We start from the raw sequence: 18528 nt of genomic DNA, 5'->3' as shown, positions 1-18528 counted from the left end.
CGACAACACGACCGATCTGCACTGGCGCAAGTCCACCTTCACGGACAACGGCCAGTGCTTCGAGGTGGCCGAGGACGGGGACGAGATCCTCGTCCGCAACAGCAACCGCCCCGAGGCCGGCACCATCCCGTTCACCCGTGGCGAGCTGGCCGCGTGGGTCGCGGGCTGCAAGGCCGGGGAGTTCGACGACCTGGCCTGACCCGAGGGACCACGAGGGAACCGGGCCAGGGCTAGACACCCCGGTCAGGACAGTCGCTGAGGGGCACAGCGGCTATGTGTACCTTGCGGACATAGCCCCAGGCCCAGTTCAGCAGGACCGAAGCCCGGTTGCGGAGGCCGGCGAGGTAGAGCAGGTGCAGCACCAGCCAGGCCAGCCACGCCAGGGTGCCACGGAGGCGCAGACCGCCCGGCAGCTCGGCCACGGCCGCCCGGCGACCGATGGTGGCCATCGTCCCCTTGTTGCGGAAGCGGAACGCCTGGGTCGCCTTGCCGTCGAGCAGGCGGCCGATCTGACGGGCGACGTGGCCACCCGACTGCATCGCCACCGGTGCCAGCTGCGGCAGCGGATCGCCTTTGCGCCCCGGGACCGCTGCCACGTCGCCGATCGCCCACACCCCGGGCCGGTCGGCGACGGCCAGGTCGTGGCCCACGACGATCCGCCCGCCCTGCGTGGTCTCCAGGCCGAGCCGCTCGGCGAGGGGGTTGGCCCGCACGCCGGCGGCCCAGACCACGGTCTGGCTGGGGATCACCTCGCCGCTGCCGAGGCGGACGTGCCGCGGCCCGACCTCGGCCACGCCCTCACCCAGCCGCAGGTCGACCTGTCGGGCGGCCAGGGTCTCGGCGGCGTGCCGCTGCGAGCCGGGCTTGAACGGGGCCAGCACGGTGTCGCGCGCCTCCACCAGCACGACCCGGGCCCGGCCCACGTCGAGCCGCGGGTAGTCCCGCCGGAACACGACGGCCACCAGCTCGGCCAGCGCCCCGGCGGTCTCCACGCCGGTCGGCCCGCCCCCGACCACGACGAAGGTCAGGACCCCCTCGTCGATGAGCTCCGGCTCGGCGTCGGCGGCCTCGAACCGCTCCACGATGTGGTTCCGCAGCCGCCGGGCATCGTCGAGGGTGTAGAGCGGCAGGCCCCACTGCTCGGCGCCGGGGATGTCGAACCAGGTGGTGGTGGCACCGGCGGCCACGACGAGGTGGTCGAACGGCAGCGGCCGCTGCCCCGCCAGCTCGACCCGGCGGGCATCCCAGTCGACCCCGGTGACCTCGCCGCGCCGGAAGCCCAGGTTGCGCTGGTCGTGGAACAGCCCCCGGACGGGGTAGGCGACATCGGCGGCGTTCAGGCCCGACGTCGCCACCTGGTAGAGCAGGGGCTGGAACGTCGTGAAGTTCTGGCGGTCGATCAGCGCGACCTCGACCGGCTCGTCCGCCAGCCCCCGAGCCACGGCCAATCCCCCGAACCCGGCGCCGATCACCACCACATTGGGACGAACTCGCATCCCACACACTCCTTGTGAAAGTTCTCACAATCACTCTACCGGCTCACTGCCCCGACCACGACGGCGCCGAAGCTCCTCTGGTGACGGCCGACGGGGGTTATCGGCGAATGACGAGGCCGCGGTAGCCGTCGGTGAAGCCGGCGGCGCGGAAGGTGTCGGCCCATGGGGACGTTCGGATGGGGATGGTGTCGATGGTGTGGATCTCGACCTGGCGGGCGGCACCGGACGTGACCCGGGCAGCCAAGGCCGAGGGCCACTTCGGTGACGTGGCAGCGGCAGGGAACGTGACGATCGACTTGCCACCGCGCTCGATGTACGTCACCGGCTCGCCGTGGGCCAGGACCACCAGGGCGCCGGCGGCACGGGCCGGGCGGCCGGAGGACTCGGGCCACGGCAGCGCCCCGCCGTAGGGCTGGGCCGGATCGGTGGCGGCGAGGACCACCGTCGTGCCCTCCCCCGAACGGGCAGCGCGGAGACGGTCGACGGCGCCCGGCAGCGCGAACTGGGCCGCGCCCTGCCCGGCGACGAAGTAGCCCCGACGCACCCGCCCCCGCTCCTCCAACGCCTTGAGCACCGGATAGATCCCGGCGAACCCTCCTTCGATCCCCTCGCTCCGCGCCGCCTCCCGTGTGAGCACCCCGTGCCGCTCCAACAACTGCCCCGCCAACGCATGCAACGCCTCAGTCGTCGACGGCACCCCGACACCGTCACCCACGCCCGACGGTGCCGCGGCTGCCAGGGGTCGAGACGACAGGGACGAGACCGGGGACCAGCGGCCGGCGCCCTGGGGTGGGCCGACGCGGGCCAGGCGGCCGCGCTCTGGTCGGCGGCGGCCGCCCTGGGAGCGACGGACCTTCCCGGACACGAAGGACCGCATCGGCGCCAACGAGTCGTTGGTCACCTGGCCCGACCAGACCAGGTCCCACAGGGCGGCCAGCACCGAGACGTCGTCGTAGGGCTGGCCGGCCTCCTGGGCCATCCGCAGCAGGTCGTGCCAGAACGACGCACCCTGACGTCGGAGCCCGGCCAGGAGCGCGGCCGCCAAGGGGTCGTCCGGTACCTCGTCGGAGCCGGGCAGGAGCAGACCCGCCTGTTCCCGGAACAGCAGGCGCAGCCGGCCGTCGGTGGCGCCGAGCGCGCCCGCACCCACCCACACCAGCTCGCCCAAGGTGCACAGCTGGTCGAGGTCGGCGGGACTGAAGTCGCGCAGGCGGGCCGGCAGCACCTCCGACTCCAGCGCCGAGGCCGGCAACGCCAGCCCCTGCAGCTGGCCGACGACGTCGACCAGGGCGTCCAACCCCGTGCGCGACGACCCCACCCCATGCCACTGCTGCAGGAACCGCGCGTAGGTGGCGCCGTCGACCGGCTCGACCTCGTGGCGCAGCTTGGCCAGCGACCGCCGGCGCAGCTGGCGCAGCACCCCGACGTCGCAGTGCTCGCGCTCGATCCCGCCCGGCCGGAACTCTCCCGCCACGACCCGCCCCTCGGTCTCCAACCGCCGCAACGCCACGGCGACCCGCTCCGCGGTGACGCCGAGCCGGCCCACCACGTCGCGCACCACGAACGGCCCGTGGGTGCGGGCGTACCGCCCCACCAGGTCGACCAGCGGATCGTCGACCGGCTCGGTGAACGCCGCCGCCAGACCCATCGGCACCGCCACCCCCAGGGCGTCACGCAACCGCCCCGCGTCCTCGGCCCCACACAGATGGACGTCGCCCGCGACGGTCCCCCAGATCGCCCGCCGTTCCACCACCAACCGCTCTGCCCATGACGCCCCGGCAGCGCCCTCCGACCGGGCGTCGAGCTCGAGTGGGGTCAACGGCCCCAGGCGGCGGAGGAGGTCGTGCAGCTCGTCGGGGTCGCGGGCGCGGCGGCCGGGGACCAGGCATTGGAGCTCCAGCTCGAGGTCGGCCAGAGCGTCGGCGTCGAGCAGCTCGCGCAGCTCCTCGGCACCGAGCAGGTCGGCCAGCAGGTCCCGGTCGAGCGCCAGCGCCGCGGCCCGTCGCTCGGCCAGCGGGGCGTCGCCGCCGTACATGTAGACGGCGATCCAGCCGAACAGCAGCGACTGGGCGAACGGCGACGCCCGCGGCGTCTCCACCCCGACCACCCGCACCCGGCGCGACCGGATGTCGGTCAGGACGCCTCGCAATGCCGGCAGGTCGAAGACGTCGTTGATGCACTCGCGGGTGGTCTCCAGCAGCAGCGGGAAGCTCGGGTACTTCCCCGCCACCGCCAGCAGGTCGGCCGACCGCTGGCGCTGCTGCCACAGCGGCGTGCGCCGGTCGGGCCGGCGCCGGGGCAGCAACAGTGCCCGGGCCGCGCACTCCCGGAACCGCCCGGCGAACATGGCGGTGCTCGGCAGCCGGGCCACCACTAGGTCGTCGAGCTCGTCGGGGTCGATGGCCAGATCGTCGACCGGCAGCTCGTCGACCGCCTCCGGCAGCCGGATGACGATGCCGTCGTCGCTCCACATCAGCTCGACGTCCATGCCCCAGCGCTCACCCAGCTTGTGCTGCAGCGCCATCGCCCACGGGGCGTGCACCTGCGCCCCGAACGGCGACAGCACGCACACCCGCCAGTCGCCCAGCTCGTCGGGGAACCGCTCGACCACGATCGTGCGGTCGTCGGGCACCACGCCGGTGACCTCGGCCTGCTCGGCCAGGTAGGCGACCAGGTTGGCGGCGGCCCGCTGGTCGAGGTCGTTCTCGGCCATCAGCTGCGCCACCGCCGTCGCAGGCTCCAGTGCCCGGACCGAGCGCGTGAACTCCCCCAGCGCCTGGCCCAGCTCCAACGGACGACCCGGGCCGTCGCCGTGCCAGAAGGGCATCTTCCCTGGCTGACCCGGCGCCGGCGTGACGACCACCCGCTCGTGGGTGATCTCCTGGATCCGCCAGGTGGTGGCCCCGAGCAGGAACGTCTCGCCCACCCGACTCTCGTAGACCATCTCCTCGTCGAGCTCGCCCACCCGCGTGCCGTCGGGCAGGAACACCCCGTAGAGCCCCCGATCGGGGATCGTGCCCGGGTTGGTGACCGCCAGCCGCTGCGCACCCGCCCGCGCCCGCAGGCGCCCCTCGATGCGGTCCCACACGACCCGCGGCCGCAGCTCGGAGAACTCGTCGGACGGGTAGCGGCCCGAGAGCAGGTCGAGCACCGCATCCAGCAGCTCGTCGGACAGCTCGGCGAACGGAGCCGCCCGCCGCACCAGCCGGGCCAGGTCGTCGACCGGCCAGTCGTCCATGGCCACCATCGCCACGATGTGCTGGCACAGCACGTCGAGCGGGTTGCGGGGGAACTTGGTGGACTCGATCAGCCCGTCGCGCATCCGCTGCGTGACGACCGCCGCCTCCAACAGGTCGTGCCGGTGCTTCGGGAACAGCTTGCCGCGGCTCGGCTCGCCCACCTGGTGACCGGCCCGCCCGATGCGCTGCAGGCCCCGGCTGACCGCGCCCGGCGACTCGACCTGGATCACCAGGTCGACCGCGCCCATGTCGATGCCGAGCTCCAGGCTGGACGTGGCCACCAACCCCCGCAGCCGTCCTGACTTCAGCTCGTCCTCGATCTGCAGCCGCCGCTCCCTCGACAGCGAGCCGTGGTGGGCCTTCACCAGCTCCGGCAGGCCCTCGGGCAACGATCGGCCCTCGGCCTCGGCCGCCCGGTTGCGCCCCTCCGTCCACAGCTCGTTCAACCGGGTGGCCAACCGCTCGGCCAGCCGGCGGGCGTTGACGAAGATCAGCGTGGAGGTGTGCTCCTCGACCAGCTTCAGCAGCTCCGGATGGATCGACGGCCAGATCGAGCTGGCGTCGCCGAGCTCGCCCATGTCGTCGATCGGCACCACCACCTCGACGTCGAGCTGCTTGCGAACGCCCGCGTCGACGATCGCGACCGGGCGCGGCACTGCCGGCCCGCCATCGCCATCGGCCCCGACATCGAGCCCACCGAGGAACCGGGCCACGACGTCGAGCGGGCGCTGGGTGGCCGACAGCCCGATCCGCTGCACCGGCCCCTCGGCGATCTCCTCCAGGCGTTCGAGGCTCAACGCCATGTGCGCCCCGCGCTTGGTGGGCACCAGCGCGTGGATCTCGTCGACGATCACCGTCTCCACGCCCTGCAACGACTCCCGCGCCCGCGACGTGAGCATCAGGTAGAGCGACTCGGGCGTGGTGACGAGGATGTCGGGCGGATCCCGGAGCAGCCGCCGGCGCACGTCGGCCGGGGTGTCGCCGGTGCGCACGCCGATCGTGGGCTCCCGGAACGGCAGGCCCAAGCGCTCGGCCGCCGAGCGGATGCCGGCCAGCGGCGCCCGCAGGTTCTTCTCGACGTCGACCGCCAGCGCCCGCAGCGGCGAGAGGTAGACGACCCGGGTGCGGTGTTCGCGATCTCGACCACTGTCCGTAGAGGACGACGAGGCGGCGTCGACGACGAGCCGGTCGATGCTCCAGAGGAACGCCGCGAGCGTCTTGCCGGAGCCCGTGGGCGCCAGGATCAAGGTGTGCTCCCCCGCCGCGATCGCCGGCCAGCCCTCGGCCTGCGCCGCCGTGGGGCCAGGGAAGCTGCTCTCGAACCAGGCCCGTACAGCTGGCGAGAACAGGGACAATGCCACGAGAGCCACCCTATAGAGGGGGTGTGACGCTCAAGGGGGAGAGAACGGAACCCCGCAGCCCGATCGCCGCAAAACGCGGGCGACGGGGCCGCGGGGCCCCGTCGCGAACAGCCAGCGGAGGCGGGGCGGGCGGGCGGACAGGCACCCCACCCCCACCGGTCTGTTGCCCGCACGCTACCCCTGCCCCGAAACACCCAAACTCACTTTTCGCGAGATTTTGTTCGCTCTGCGTCACCGAGCTGTGACGACACCCAAACGTCGCCCGTAGGCGTAAGATTTGGAGGTGGTCGAGTACCAGTCTCGCGAGTTTCACCCCGCCTTCGAGGAGTACTGCGAGGCGATCTGGGAGCTCAAGGAAGACGATGTCGACGTGATCCAGGCCCGGGTCGCCGAGCGCCTCATGGTCTCGCGCCCGGCCGTCTCCGAGATGATCAAACGGATGCAGTCCGACGGCTTCGTCGTGCTCGAAGGCACCACCATCAACCTCACCGCCTCGGGTCGTGATCTGGCGGAGCAGGTCGTGCGGCGGCACCGGCTCGCCGAGCGGCTGCTCACCGACATCCTCGGGCTGCCCTGGGCCGACGCCCACCTCGAGGCCGGCAAGTGGGAGCACGTCATCTCCGAGCCGGTCGAGCAGGCCATCAACCGGGTGCTCGACAACCCCACCACCTGCCCTCACGGCAACCCCATCCCCGGTTCGAGCTACGCCGCGCCCGACACGGTGGCGCTGTCGCACCTGGGGGTCGGGGCGTCGTTCACGGTCAGCCGCATCCCCGAGGAGCTGGAGTTCACGCCGGGGCTGCTGGAGTTCCTCGAGGAGGCCGCCGTGCAGCCGGGTCACACCGGCGTGGTGACCGCCACCTCACCCGACGGCACCACCACCGTCGAGATCGACGGGCAGCACATCGGCATCGGCGCCTTCGCCAGCGCCCGCATCCTCGTCGCCGCGAACGCTCCCGCCCCCGCCCACGCCAGCTAGCGGCTGACAGCGGACGGCCAGCAGCAGCAGCTAGCCGGTCGTCGCGGGCACCGACGGCTCGACGTCGCCGCTCTCGGCACCGACCAGGGCGTCGGGCAACGGCAAGGCGTGCACGACGGCGAGGCGCTTCGTCGCCCGGGTGAGCGCCACGTAGAGCGCCCGCATGCCCTGGGCCTCCTCGGCCACGATCGCCGCCGGCTCGACCACCACCGCGGCGTCGAGCTCCAGGCCCTTCACCAGGCGAATCGGCACCAGCGTCACCTGCGACTCGAGGCCGTTGCGGGCGGCCCGGCCGTACTCCACCCCGGCGGCTTCGAGCGCGGCGGTGACACCGTCGACCAGCGTCTGCGGCACGATGACGGCGACGCTGCCCGGGTCGACCGCGTCCCGCTCCTCCAACGTCACCTGGACGACGCGGGCGAAGAGATCGTCGTCGGCCGCCGCCACGATGCGGGGCGGGTCGCCGACCTCGCGCACGCTGTCGGGCGGGTCGAGGCCGGGCGCCGCCACGGCCAGCACCCGGGCCGCCAGGTCCATCGTGGGCTGGGGGATGCGGTAGCCGATGGTCAGCTCGGCCCGGCGAGACGGGCGCTTCGACGGTAGGTGGGCCAGGATCTCGCCCCAGCCGGTGTGGGCCCAGACGCCCGTGGCCTGGGCGATGTCGCCGACGATCGTCATCGAGCCGTTGAGCGAGCGGCGCGACAGCATGCGCAGCTGCATCGGCGAGAGGTCCTGCGCCTCGTCGACCACGATGTGGCCGTACGTGCGCATCTCCTCGTCCTGGCGATCGTGGCGGCGGCGCTTCGGCTTGGGGCCGAGCAGCGCCCGGGCCTCGTCGAGCAGGGGCACGTCGGACACCGTCCACACGATGTTGCGGACGTCGATGCCGCGGGGCCGGAACAGCGACGTCCGCTCCTCGGCGTCGAGCTCGTGGCCGGCGGCCAGGTCGATCAGCGACTGCGAGCCGAACAGGTCGTGCAGCAGCTCGGCCGGGGTGAGCACCGGCCACATGCGCTCCAGCGCCTCCCGCACCTCGGGGGTGTGGCGCAGCCGGCCCTTGACCTCGTCGAGGGTGGTCGGCGTGCGGCTGGACTCGGTCAGCGCCTCGAACAGCCGGGCCTCCACGAAGCGGCGGCCGGCGTTGTGGGTGCGGAAGCGGCGGCGGGCCTCGGCGACCATCGACACCGTGCGGCGGACCGGAACCCGGAGGGTCTGCAGGCCGAAGCCGACCTCGAGCGGGCGACGCAGCGGGCGCTCCCGGTCGCGCACGGCCTTGGCCAGCACCCGGGCCATCCGCAGATCGCCCTTCACCCGGGCGGCGACGGCCTTGTCGAAGCCGGTCACCCGCACGTTCTCGACGAGGTCGGCCAGGACCGCCAGCTCGACGCCGGCCTCGCCCAGGCTGGGCAGCACCTGCTCGATGTAGCCCAGGAACAGGCGGTTCGGGCCGATCACCAGGACGCCCTGGCCCTCCAGCGGGAACCGGTAGGTGTAGAGGAGGTAGGCGGCGCGGTGGAGGGCGACCACCGTCTTGCCGGTGCCCGGACCACCCTGGACCACCAGAACGCCGGGCAGCTCGGAGCGGATGATCTCGTCCTGCTCGGCCTGGATGGTGCCGACGATGTCGGACAGGTGACCGGTCCGGGACTCCTCCAGCGCGGCGAGCAGGACACCGTGGCCCCGCACCTTGTTCCCGTTGTCGGAGACGGCCAGCCCGCCGTCGAGGAGGCCGGCACCCTCGCCGAACAGCTCGTCCTCGATGCCCAGCAGGCGGCGGCCCCGGGTGGCGAAGTGGCGGCGGCGTACCAGGCCCATCGACGCCCGACCGGTCGCCCGGTAGAAGGGCTCGGCCACCGGCGCCCGCCAGTCGACGACGAGGGGCTCCTGGGTGTCGTCGGCCACCGCGACCCGGCCTATGTAATAGGTGTCGCCGCCGTCGGACTGGGTGCGGTCGATGCGACCGAAGACCAGGCTGGCGTCCCCGAGGTTCAGGTAGTCGAGGCGGTTGGCGATGTTGCCCTCGATCATCTCCCGCTCCCAGCGGGCCTGCTCAGTGCCGCCTTTGCCCACCTCGACCATCGAACGCAGCCGCGTCGCCGTCTGCTTGGCGCGCTCCAAGCTGTCGTAGGCGCGGTCGATGTAGTCCTGCTCGGCAACCAGATCGGGGTGGAACGCCAATCGCCCCTCCAGCGGTCGAAAGAGTTGACCATGCTACCGGGGATCGGCCGACGGGTCGCTCCCCGGGTCGCCATGCCCCGACCACGGCAGGTCACCGAGGGGTCTTAGGGCGTGATGTCGAAGTCGAAGGGGTGGGCGGCCTCGCGGAGGTCGTGGTTGTCGACGTGGCCGTCGCCGGTGAGGTCGAAGTCGGACTGCGAGATGGCCTCGGCCGGGTCGTACGGGTCGTAGGCGTCGTCCTGCAGCGTCTCGAAGCCGTCACCCTCGTCGAGCGCGGGGACGGCGGGGGCACCGTCGAACGCGTCGGCCTCGTCCAGGGCCTCGTGGAGCTCGCCGGCGTCGAGGCCCGTGGCCTCCTCCATGTCCTCGAGCACCTCGGGGGCGTCGTCGCCGAAGACGTCCTCCAGGATCTCCACCAGGACGTTCTCGGCCTCGTCGTCGCTCAGGCCGTCGCCGAACGACGATCCGCCGTCGTCGCTCTCGGTGCCGCCGGTGCCGCCGGTGTCGGTGCTGTCGGTGTCGTCGCCGAACCCGGCGTCGGTGCTGTCGTCGAACGTGTTGTCGTCGGAGAAGTCGTCCTCGCCGAAGCCGTCGGTGAGTTCACCGGCGGAAGCGCCGAAACCGTCGCCGACCGAGCCCGAGGTCGTGCCGTCCTCCGGCGCCCCGTCTTCGTCAGGTGTCCTCATGGCACACATCGTCGCCTCCCTGGCACCCCCTGTCGACCAGGAGATTCCCCCTACCCGAGCGGGGCGCGTAGGGGGTTCTGGGGATGGGCCGAAAGAAGGGCGTAACTTGGCGGCGTGCCCAGCCCCGACGCCCCCTTCCTGCGGGCGTGCCGCAACCTGAGCGCCACTCGGGTCCCCGTCTGGTTCATGCGCCAGGCAGGACGTTCGCTGCCCGAGTACCGGCAGATCCGCGGCACCGGGAGCATCCTGCAGGCCATCCGCGAGCCCGACCTCGCCACCGAGATCACCCTCCAGCCCGTGCGCCGCCACGGGGTGGACGCGGCGATCCTCTTCAGCGACATCGTCGTGCCGGTCGAGGCGATCGGGTTCGGCGTCGACGTGGCGCCCGGCATCGGTCCCGTGGTGGCCGAGCCGTTCCGCTCCGCAGCCGACCTGCAGCGGCTCCGCCCCCTCGAGCCCGACGTCGACTGCCCGTGGGTGGCGCAGACCGTCCGCCAGCTGGTGACCGAGCTGGGCGACGTGCCGCTCATCGGGTTCGCCGGGGCGCCGTTCACCGTGGCCAGCTACCTCGTGGAGGGTGGGCCGTCACGGGAGCTGGCCCGCACCAAGGCGCTGATGGTGGGCGACCCGGGCCTGTGGGCCGAACTGGTCGACCGCCTCGCCGACCTGGCGCTGACCTCGGTGCGCAACCAGGTGGAGGCCGGGGCGTCGGCGGTGCAGATCTTCGACAGCTGGGCGGGCGCGCTGAGCCCAGACCTCTACGAGCGTCACGTGCTGCCGGCCAGCGCCAAGGTGTTCGCCGGCCTCGCCGACCTCGACGTGCCCCGCATCCACTTCGGGGTGACCACCGGTGAGCTGCTGCCACTGCTCGCGAAGGCGGGAGCCGACGTGGTGGGCGTCGACTGGCGGGTGCCGCTCGACGAGGCACGGCGCCGGCTGGGCCCTTCCCTCGCGGTGCAGGGCAACCTCGACCCGGCGATCTGCCTCGCCCCCTGGCCCGCGGTGGCCGAGCAGGTGCGGGCGATCCTGGCCCGCAACGGCGGCCGACCCGGGCACATCTTCAACCTGGGCCACGGCGTTCTGCCCTCCACCGATCCCTCGATCCTCTCGCGCATAGTGGAGCTGGTGCACGCAGAGGGGACGGCCGGATGACACAACGGGGACTCGTCGTGATGGCGTACGGCACGCCGGCGTCGGCTGACCAGGTGGCGGAGTACTACACCCACATCCGCCACGGTCGACCGCCCAGCGACGAGCAGCTCAAGGACCTGCAGCGCCGCTACGACGCCATCGGCGGACTGTCGCCCCTGGCCGAGCGGACCCGCGAGCAGGTGGGCGCCCTCAGCGACGGGCTGGAGGCGCGGGAGCCCGGTGGTTGGCGAGTCGAGCTGGGCAACAAGCACGCACCGCCGTACGTCGAGGACGCCGTGAAGGCCCTGCTCGAGGACGACGACGTGGAGCAGGTGGTGGGTCTGGTGCTGGCACCGCACTGGTCGCGGGCGTCGGTGGGCGAGTACCACCAGCGGGCCGGGGCCGTGATCGTCGAGGCCAACCGCGGCATCGTCTACAGCGGCATCGAGAGCTGGCACGACCTGCCGGCGTGGGTCGACCTCCAGGCGTCGCGGGTGCGGGAGGCGTTGGACCCCCTGCCGGACGCCACGAAGGTGCTGTTCACCGCCCACAGCCTCCCCGAGCGGGTGCTCGACCGCGATCCCTACCCCGACCAGCTGCAGGCATCGGCGCTGGCCATCGCCACCGGGGCCGGGCTCGACCCGTGGGCCGACTGGGCGCTGGCGTGGCAGTCGGCGGGGCGGACCCCTGAACCCTGGCGCGGGCCGGACGTCCTCGAGGTGATCCGCAACCTGGCCGCCACCGGTCGGGCCGAGGGCGTGCTGGTGTGCCCGCAGGGCTTCGTGTCGGACCACCTGGAGGTGCTCTACGACCTCGACGTCGACGCCGCCCGGGTCGCCGAGGAGGTGGGGCTGGCGTTCGCCCGCACCCCGTCGATCAACGACGACGCGTCGGTGATGGAGGCCCTCGCCGAGCGGGTCTTCGGGATCTGTGCCGCCGGCAACTGGGCCCGGCCGCGGTCCACGTCGTCGTGAACGTCGACGTCGCCGTCGTCGGTGGGGGGATCGCCGGGCTGGCGGCGGCGTGGGAGGCGCGGCGCCGGGGGGCCGACGTGGTCGTGCTGGAAGCCGATGGCCGGGTGGGCGGCAAGCTCCGGACCTCGCCGGTGGCCGGTGTGGCGCTGGACGAGTCGGCCGACGGGTTCCTGGCCCGGGTGCCCGAGGCGGTCGAGCTGTGCCGGTCGGTGGGCCTGACCGACGAGCTGGTGTCGCCGGCGACGGGCGCCGCCTACCTGTGGTCGGAGGGGACGCTGCGGCGGCTGCCGTCGGAGCAGCTGCTCGGGGTGCCGACCGACGTCGACGCCGTGGCCGCCACCGGGATCCTCACGGCGGCCGGTCTGGCCCGCCTGCGGGAGGACCTCGACCGCCCCGACGACCGGCCCCCGGGCGACGCCGACGAGGCCATCGGAGCGCTGGTCCGGCGGCGGCTGGGCGACGAGGTGCTCGACAAGCTGATCGCGCCACTGGTGGGTGGCATCTGGGCCGCCGACTGCGACGCCCTGTCGCTGCAGGTCGCCACGCCCCAGCTGGCCGAGGCCCGCCGCCGGAACGCCAGCCTCGTCCGGGGCGCGGCAGAACTGCGGGCGGCCGCGCCGAGCTCGGAAGCCCCGGTGTTCCTGGCCCCCCGGGGTGGGATGGGCCAGCTCGTGGACGCCCTGCGGGAGCGCCTGGGCGACGCCGTTCGGGTCGCGACGCCCGTCGATGCGCTCGACCGACGGGACGGGCGGTGGCACGTCGCCCCGGCCGGGATCTCCGCCGACGCCGTCGTCGTCGCCACCCCTGCCGGGATGACCGCCAAGCTGGTCGGGCCGCACGCCCCCGACGCCGGGGCACGGCTGGCCGACGTCGGCTACTCCTCGGTGGCGCTGCTGGCGCTGGCCGTGCGGCGTGAGGACATCGAGCGGGACCTCGACGGGTCGGGCTACCTGGTGCCGCCGTCGGAAGGGCGGCTGCTGACCGCCTGCTCGTGGACGTCAGCGAAGTGGCCGCACCTGGCCCGGGCCCTCGACCCCGAGCTGGTGCTGCTGCGGGCGTCGGCCGGGCGGGCGGGCGACGAGCGGGCGCTCGGGCTCGACGACGACGCCCTGGTCAGTGCCCTGCTGGCCGACCTGGGGGCCACGATGGGCCTGCACGGCACGCCCGTCGACGTGCGGCTGACCCGCTGGCACGACTCCTTCCCCCAGCCCCGACCGGGTCACGCCGACCGGGTGGCCGCCATCCGAGCCGACCTCGCCGCCCACGCCCCGGGCGTCGCCGTCGCCGGCAGCTGGGTCGACGGGGTGGGCATGCCCGCCTGCATCCGCTCGGCGCAGCACGCCGTCGCCAGCGTCCTCCCGCGCTGAGGGGCTGCGCGGATAGGCACGACTGCTCGTCCTCGGCGCTTCGCCGCCGAGAGGTCGAACGATGCGCGAGCTGCCCGCTCTTGGCGCCTACGGCGCCGGGCCGCTCGGGCCACGCCTCGCCTGTCGGCTCGGCTCCTGACGTGGGAAGATCCATGGCCGTGTCCGCTACCGCCAACCGGATCCGCACCCCCGTGCTCGCGCTCGGGTCGGGAATCCTGCTCGCTGCGGCCCTTCCACCCTGGGGGTGGTGGCCCCTCGCCTTCGTCGGCCTCGTCGCGCTCGACCGCCTGATCGCCGACCAGCCGCGATGGACGAGGTTCCGCCGGGGCTGGCTCGTCGGGCTGGGCCTGTACCTGCCGTCGCTGCTGTGGATGCAGGACCTGACGCTGCCGGGCTACTTCATCGCCACGATCGTCTACGCCGCGCTGGTCGGCGTCGCCGCGGCGGTCGTCCCCGCCACGTCGCCGGGCCGCTGGGTGGCCCTGCCCGGAGCGATCGCCCTCACCGAGCTGCTCCGCTGGTCGTGGCCCTTCGGCGGCGTGCCGCTGTCGAGCCTGGCCGTCGGGCAGGTGGCCAGCCCCCTGGCACCCGTGCTGCGGGTCGGCGGGTCGCTGCTGCTGGTCGAGCTGACGGTGATCGCGGGGGTGGCGCTGGCCGCGGCCGTGAGCCGGCAGTGGCGCGCCACCGCCGTCGGGGCCGGTTGCGTGGTCGTCGCGCTCGCGTTCGCCGCGCTCGCACCCCGGGGCGAGGCCGTCGACGGCGGCGAGATCGACGTCGCCCTCGTCCAGGGCGGCGGTGAGCAGGGCACCCGTGCCGAGGACACCGACGAGCGCCTCGTGTTCGAGCGCCACGTGGAGGCGAGCCGAGAGATCGACACGCCCGTCGACCTGGTGGTGTGGCCCGAGGACGTGGTCGACGTCGACGGTCCGATCGACGAGTCCCGCGAGGGCGAGGAGCTGTCGGACCTGGCGCAGGAGCTCGACGCTCCGATCGTCGCCGGTGTGGTGGAGGGCGACGGCCCCGAGCACTTCCGCAACGCCTCGGTGCTGTTCGAGGCCGACGGCGAGATCGTCGACCGCTACGACAAGGTGCACCGCGTCCCGTTCGGCGAGTACGTGCCGTTGCGGTCGCTGATCGAGCGCTTCGCGGGCGACTCCCTGACCGATCGGGAGGCGATCATCGGCGAGGGTCCCGCCGAGCTGGACACCTCCGCCGGTCCGGTGTCCGTGGCGATCTCCTGGGAGATCTTCTTCGGCGACCGCGTCCGTGAGGGCGTCGAGCAGGGCGGCGAGGTGGTGTTGAACCCCACGAACGGCTCGTCGTACACCGGCACGATGGTGCAGACCCAGCAGGTCGCGTCGTCACGCATGCGTGCCATGGAGACCGGGCGCTGGGTGCTGCAGGCCGCTCCGACGGGCTTCACCGCCATCATCGGACCGGACGGCACCGTGCACCAGCGCAGCGCGGTGAGTGAGCAGACCGTGCTCCAGGACACGGTCGTCCGGCGCAGCGGCAACACGATCTACACCCGTCTCGGCCTGCTCCCGGCCTGGATCGTGGCCCTGTTCTCCCTGGTCGCCGGGTGGTTCCTGTCCCGTCAGGCAAAGCGCAACGAAAGGCAGCAGCAGGTGGTCGACCCACCACCCACTGCGGCCGACGACGCAAAAACCAGGGACTTTGCACCCTCTGGGGGGTGACGGTCTCGTTACGGTGTGGCGTCCCACGGCAACCGACGTGGGGAACGGGAGACGGGAATGTCGTTCATACTCGGTCTGGACGTCGGCACGGCATCCGGGGCAGGCGCCACCAAGCAGGGCGGGCGAGTGCAGCCCTGTGCCCTCGGCGAGCGCACCGCCACGTTGCCGGCGGTCGTGGTGCTCCACGACGACGGCTCGGCCCTGGTGGGCGACGAGGCCGAGCGCGTCGCCGGCCTCGAGCTGACCCGGGTGGCGCGCGGCCTACGCCACGACCCCGTCCTCCAGCAGACGCCGATCACCGTCGGCGGCGAGATCCGCACCCCCCACGAGCTGCTCCGCACGCTGTACGCCACCATCGCGCAGCGGGCCGGCGCCCTCCACGGCGGGCCTCCGGGTCAGGTCGTGCTGGCGCACCCGGCGGTGCCCGAGGGCGTCCGCTGCGAGGCCGTCGAGCGCATCGCCGACGAGCTGTTCCCCAGCGCGCTGGTGGTGCCCGACCCGGTGGCGGCCAGCGTGAAGCTGGCGTGCGACGGCGTGCTGCCGTCCGACTGCACGATCGCCGTCTACGACCTGGGCGGCGGCACCTTCGACACCAGCCTGGTGCGACGCCAGGGCGACCGCTTCTCGATCATCGGCGACCCGGCCGGCCTGAACGACTTCGGCGGCATCGACATCGACGACCTGGTCCTCGACCACGTCGACCGCATGCTCGACGGGGCGATCGCCCGGCTCGACCTGGGCGACCCGGCGTCGATCGCGGCGCTGTCGCGCCTGCGGGCCGAGTGCCGCGACGCCAAGGAGCGGCTGTCGTACGAGGCGGAGGTGACCATCGACGCCTCCCTGCCCAGCAGCCCGGCCCTGGTACGGCTCACCCGCGACGACTTCGACGCCATCCTGTACCCGCACCTGGAGCTGACCGTCGACGTGATGGTCGAGATGGTCGACCGCACCGGCGTCCACTCGCGGGACGTCGACGTGGTGGCGCTCATCGGCGGGTCCGCCCGCATCCCGGCAGTCGCCGACGTCGTGTCGGCCCGCACCGGCATGCAGGTGCTCGTCGACCCGTTCCCGGAGCTGACGGTGGCGGTGGGTGCCGTCCAGATGGTCGACGAGGAGCCGGCGGCCCCGGCGCGGTTCACGTTCCCCGAGGTGGGCACGCGGCCGCTCAGTCCCCTCGGTGCCACCGGTCCCGGCGTCCCGGGCGGGTACGGCGCCCTCGGCTACGACGAGGTCGACGCCCGGTCGCCGGCCGTCGGCACGGTGGTTGCCGACCGCCCGCTGGCCTCCCCGGGCCTCGGCGTCGACCCGACCCTGCGGCGCGACCACCCGCAGCCGCCGGCCCCGTCCCCGCACCACCACGAGAACGCCGAGTACGACGACGCCGAGTTCGACATGGGCGGCTCCCGCTCGCGGTTCGGTGAGCTGGTGGGCCAGGGGCTCAACGTGCGGGCGGGCGCGGCCGTGCTGAGCGCCCTCGCCGGCGTGGCCGTGGTGGTGGCCGGTGCCCTCGCGCTGGGTGGCGGTGGCGGCGACGACACGACCACCGACCAGGGCGGCGTCAGCGCCCTCGGCTCCGACGACACGGTGGGCGACCGATCGGGAGCGGAGGCCGTGCACGGGTCGTCCTCGTCGCTCGACAGCACATCGTCCTCGTCGTCTTCCTCCTCCACCACGACAGACGACGACGAGGACAGCGACGGCGGGCGGGGCGGCGGCGCCGTGAGCTCGTCAACCACCCGCGACGACACCACGACCAGCCATCCGACCCGGCCCCCGTCGACCCACCCGTCGACCACCGGCCCCACGACGCCGTCGACCAACCCGTCGACCACCAACCCCACCACCACGTCGACCACCGAGTCCACCACCACGACCACGGACCCGTCGACCACCACGTCGTCCACCACCACGCCGCCGAGCTCGACCGAGACCACGAACCCTCCCGACGACCTCCGACCGTCGCTCCGCGACGTCCCGCCCGACCGCTGACCCCGCCCTGAGGCCGCGCCGCCACCGTCCGGACGCTCGGGAGGGGCGGTTGCACGCAGCCTGTAACCTGTTCCGAATCCAGCGCCAGCACCCTGCTGGGGGGTGTGCGCAGAAGAACTTGACCGCTTGGTCAGTTGGACGGAAAGGTTTCGGGCCATGTCGCCGGAGCGACCCCTGCGGATCGCACTACTCGCCTACCGCGGCAAGCCCCACGTGGGTGGGCAGGGCGTGTACGTACGCCATCTGTCCAAGGCCCTGGCCGACCTCGGGCACCACGTGGAGGTGCTCGGTGGCCAGCCCTTTCCGGTGCTCGACGACCGCGTCCCGCTGATCGAGCTGCCGAGCCTCGACATCTACAACGACCACTTCCCGATGCGGATGCCGGGCATCTGGGAGCTGAAGCACTGGCAGGACTTCGTGGAGGTCTCGTCGTTCTCGGCGGGCCAGTTCCCCGAGCCGCTGGCGTTCAGCCTCCGAGCCTGGTCGCACCTGCGCAAGCGCAAGGGCGACTTCGACCTGGTCCACGACAACCAGTGCCTCGGCTACGGCCTCCTCGCCATCGAGCGCGAGGGCATCCCGGTGCTGGCCACCATCCACCACCCCATCACCGTCGACCGGCGCCTCGAGCTGGAGCACGCCGAGAGCCGGTACCGGAAGTTCTCGCTGCGGCGCTGGTACTCGTTCACCAACATGCAGACCCGGGTGGCCCGGCGCATCCAGCGGGTGGTCACGGTGTCGGAGAGCTCGTTCAAGGACATCGTCGCCGACCACCAGGTCGACCCGGCGAAGATGGCGATCGTGCCGGTCGGCGTCGACGTCGACCTGTTCCGGCCGCTCCCCGAGGTGGCGCCGGTCCCCGGCCGCCTGGTGACGACCGCCTCCGCCGACGTGACAATGAAGGGCCTGCGGTACCTGCTCGAAGCGCTGGCCAAGCTGCGGACCGAGCGCCACGACGCCCACCTGGTGGTCATCGGCCGGCGCAAGGAGGGTGGCCGCTCCGACGAGACCATCCGCCGCCTGGGGCTGGAGGACGCCGTCGAGTTCGTGTCCGGCGTGCCCGAGGAGCGGATCATCGAGCTGTACGCCGAGGCCCAGATGGCCGTGGTGCCGTCGCTCTACGAGGGCTTCTCGCTGCCGGCGATCGAGGCCATGGCGTGCGGCACGCCGCTGATCGCCACCTCCGGCGGGGCCCTGCCCGAGGTCGTCGGCAAGGACGGCGACACCGCTCTGGTGGTGGCCCCCGGCGACTCCGACGCCCTGGCCGCCAAGATCCGCTGGGCCTTCGACCAGACCGACCTGCGCGACACCGTCGGGCGCCGGGGACGCCAGCGGGTCGTCGACCAGTGGTCGTGGCGGCACACGGCCGAGCGCACCGTCGAGCAGTACCGCATCCGCCTCGACCAGGCGTCGGCTTCAGCGGCGGCTCACTGA

At 73.1% G+C, this 18528-nt stretch carries 12 protein-coding genes; 8 read left to right on the top strand and 4 right to left on the bottom strand.

Annotated features, from left to right (window positions below; translation table 11 throughout):
* Window positions 1-199: DUF397 domain-containing protein (locus tag VK611_22775; GenBank protein HMG44175.1), on the top strand; the 199-nt coding region annotated here is incomplete at its 5' end.
* Window positions 200-230: 31 nt separating this feature from the next.
* Here VK611_22775 and VK611_22770 read toward each other — a convergent pair.
* Both VK611_22770 and VK611_22765 read right to left on the bottom strand, forming a co-directional pair.
* A complete protein-coding gene (locus VK611_22770; GenBank protein HMG44174.1) occupies window positions 231-1496 on the bottom strand; it encodes an NAD(P)/FAD-dependent oxidoreductase in 1266 nt (421 codons plus the stop codon).
* Between the two features lie 97 nt (window positions 1497-1593).
* Complete coding sequence (locus tag VK611_22765; GenBank protein HMG44173.1) at window positions 1594-6096, bottom strand: DEAD/DEAH box helicase; 4503 nt, start codon at window positions 6094-6096, stop codon at window positions 1594-1596.
* 283 nt (window positions 6097-6379) lie between these two features.
* Here VK611_22765 and VK611_22760 point away from each other — a divergent pair, with 283 nt between their 5' ends.
* A complete protein-coding gene (locus VK611_22760; protein HMG44172.1) occupies window positions 6380-7075 on the top strand; it encodes a metal-dependent transcriptional regulator in 696 nt (231 codons plus the stop codon).
* A 30-nt stretch (window positions 7076-7105) separates the two neighbouring features.
* Here VK611_22760 and VK611_22755 read toward each other — a convergent pair whose 3' ends face one another.
* Both VK611_22755 and VK611_22750 read right to left on the bottom strand, forming a co-directional pair.
* Entirely contained in the window at window positions 7106-9253 is a 2148-nt protein-coding gene (locus VK611_22755; protein HMG44171.1) for an ATP-binding domain-containing protein, read from the bottom strand.
* Window positions 9254-9357: 104 nt separating this feature from the next.
* A complete protein-coding gene (locus VK611_22750) occupies window positions 9358-9939 on the bottom strand; it encodes a hypothetical protein (GenBank protein ID HMG44170.1) in 582 nt (193 codons plus the stop codon).
* Window positions 9940-10053: 114 nt separating this feature from the next.
* On the opposite strand from VK611_22750, the gene hemE reads away from it, so the two are divergent.
* The 6 genes from hemE (at window position 10054) to VK611_22720 (ending at window position 18528) form a co-directional block, all read left to right on the top strand.
* The gene (gene hemE / locus VK611_22745; GenBank protein ID HMG44169.1) at window positions 10054-11091 is read left to right on the top strand and encodes a uroporphyrinogen decarboxylase; all 1038 of its coding nucleotides are present in this window, start codon (window positions 10054-10056) and stop codon (window positions 11089-11091) included.
* Entirely contained in the window at window positions 11088-12044 is a 957-nt protein-coding gene (gene hemH, locus VK611_22740) for a ferrochelatase (GenBank protein ID HMG44168.1), read from the top strand. The genes hemE and hemH overlap by 4 nt, the downstream gene beginning before the upstream one ends.
* Window positions 12041-13411, top strand: coding sequence for a protoporphyrinogen oxidase (hemG, locus tag VK611_22735; protein ID HMG44167.1), 1371 nt, complete (start codon window positions 12041-12043; stop codon window positions 13409-13411). The genes hemH and hemG overlap by 4 nt, the downstream gene beginning before the upstream one ends.
* 152 nt (window positions 13412-13563) lie before the next feature.
* Window positions 13564-15108, top strand: a complete 1545-nt coding sequence (gene lnt, locus VK611_22730) for an apolipoprotein N-acyltransferase (protein HMG44166.1) — start codon at window positions 13564-13566, stop codon at window positions 15106-15108.
* Between the two features lie 57 nt (window positions 15109-15165).
* Window positions 15166-17097, top strand: coding sequence for an Hsp70 family protein (locus tag VK611_22725; GenBank protein ID HMG44165.1), 1932 nt, complete (start codon window positions 15166-15168; stop codon window positions 17095-17097).
* A 156-nt stretch (window positions 17098-17253) separates the two neighbouring features.
* Window positions 17254-18528, top strand: coding sequence for a glycosyltransferase family 4 protein (locus VK611_22720; GenBank protein ID HMG44164.1), 1275 nt, complete (start codon window positions 17254-17256; stop codon window positions 18526-18528).

This window comes from Acidimicrobiales bacterium (assembly GCA_035316325.1).
Lineage (GTDB): Bacteria > Actinomycetota > Acidimicrobiia > Acidimicrobiales > VFJN01 > DASXTK01.
The sequence above is the reverse complement of the archived record's forward strand: the minus strand, read 5'-3'. Positions and strand labels throughout refer to the sequence as shown.

Bases quoted from the DNA above. Each gene is read 5' to 3' on its own strand.
- VK611_22750 (HMG44170.1), bottom strand. From the start codon at position 9,939: ATGAGGACACCTGACGAAGACGGGGCGCCGGAGGACGGCACGACCTCG.
- VK611_22720 (HMG44164.1), top strand. From the start codon at position 17,254: ATGTCGCCGGAGCGACCCCTGCGGATCGCACTACTCGCCTACCGCGGC.
- VK611_22725 (HMG44165.1), top strand. From the start codon at position 15,166: ATGTCGTTCATACTCGGTCTGGACGTCGGCACGGCATCCGGGGCAGGC.
- hemH (HMG44168.1), top strand. From the start codon at position 11,088: ATGACACAACGGGGACTCGTCGTGATGGCGTACGGCACGCCGGCGTCG.
- lnt (HMG44166.1), top strand. From the start codon at position 13,564: ATGGCCGTGTCCGCTACCGCCAACCGGATCCGCACCCCCGTGCTCGCG.
- VK611_22770 (HMG44174.1), bottom strand. From the start codon at position 1,496: ATGCGAGTTCGTCCCAATGTGGTGGTGATCGGCGCCGGGTTCGGGGGA.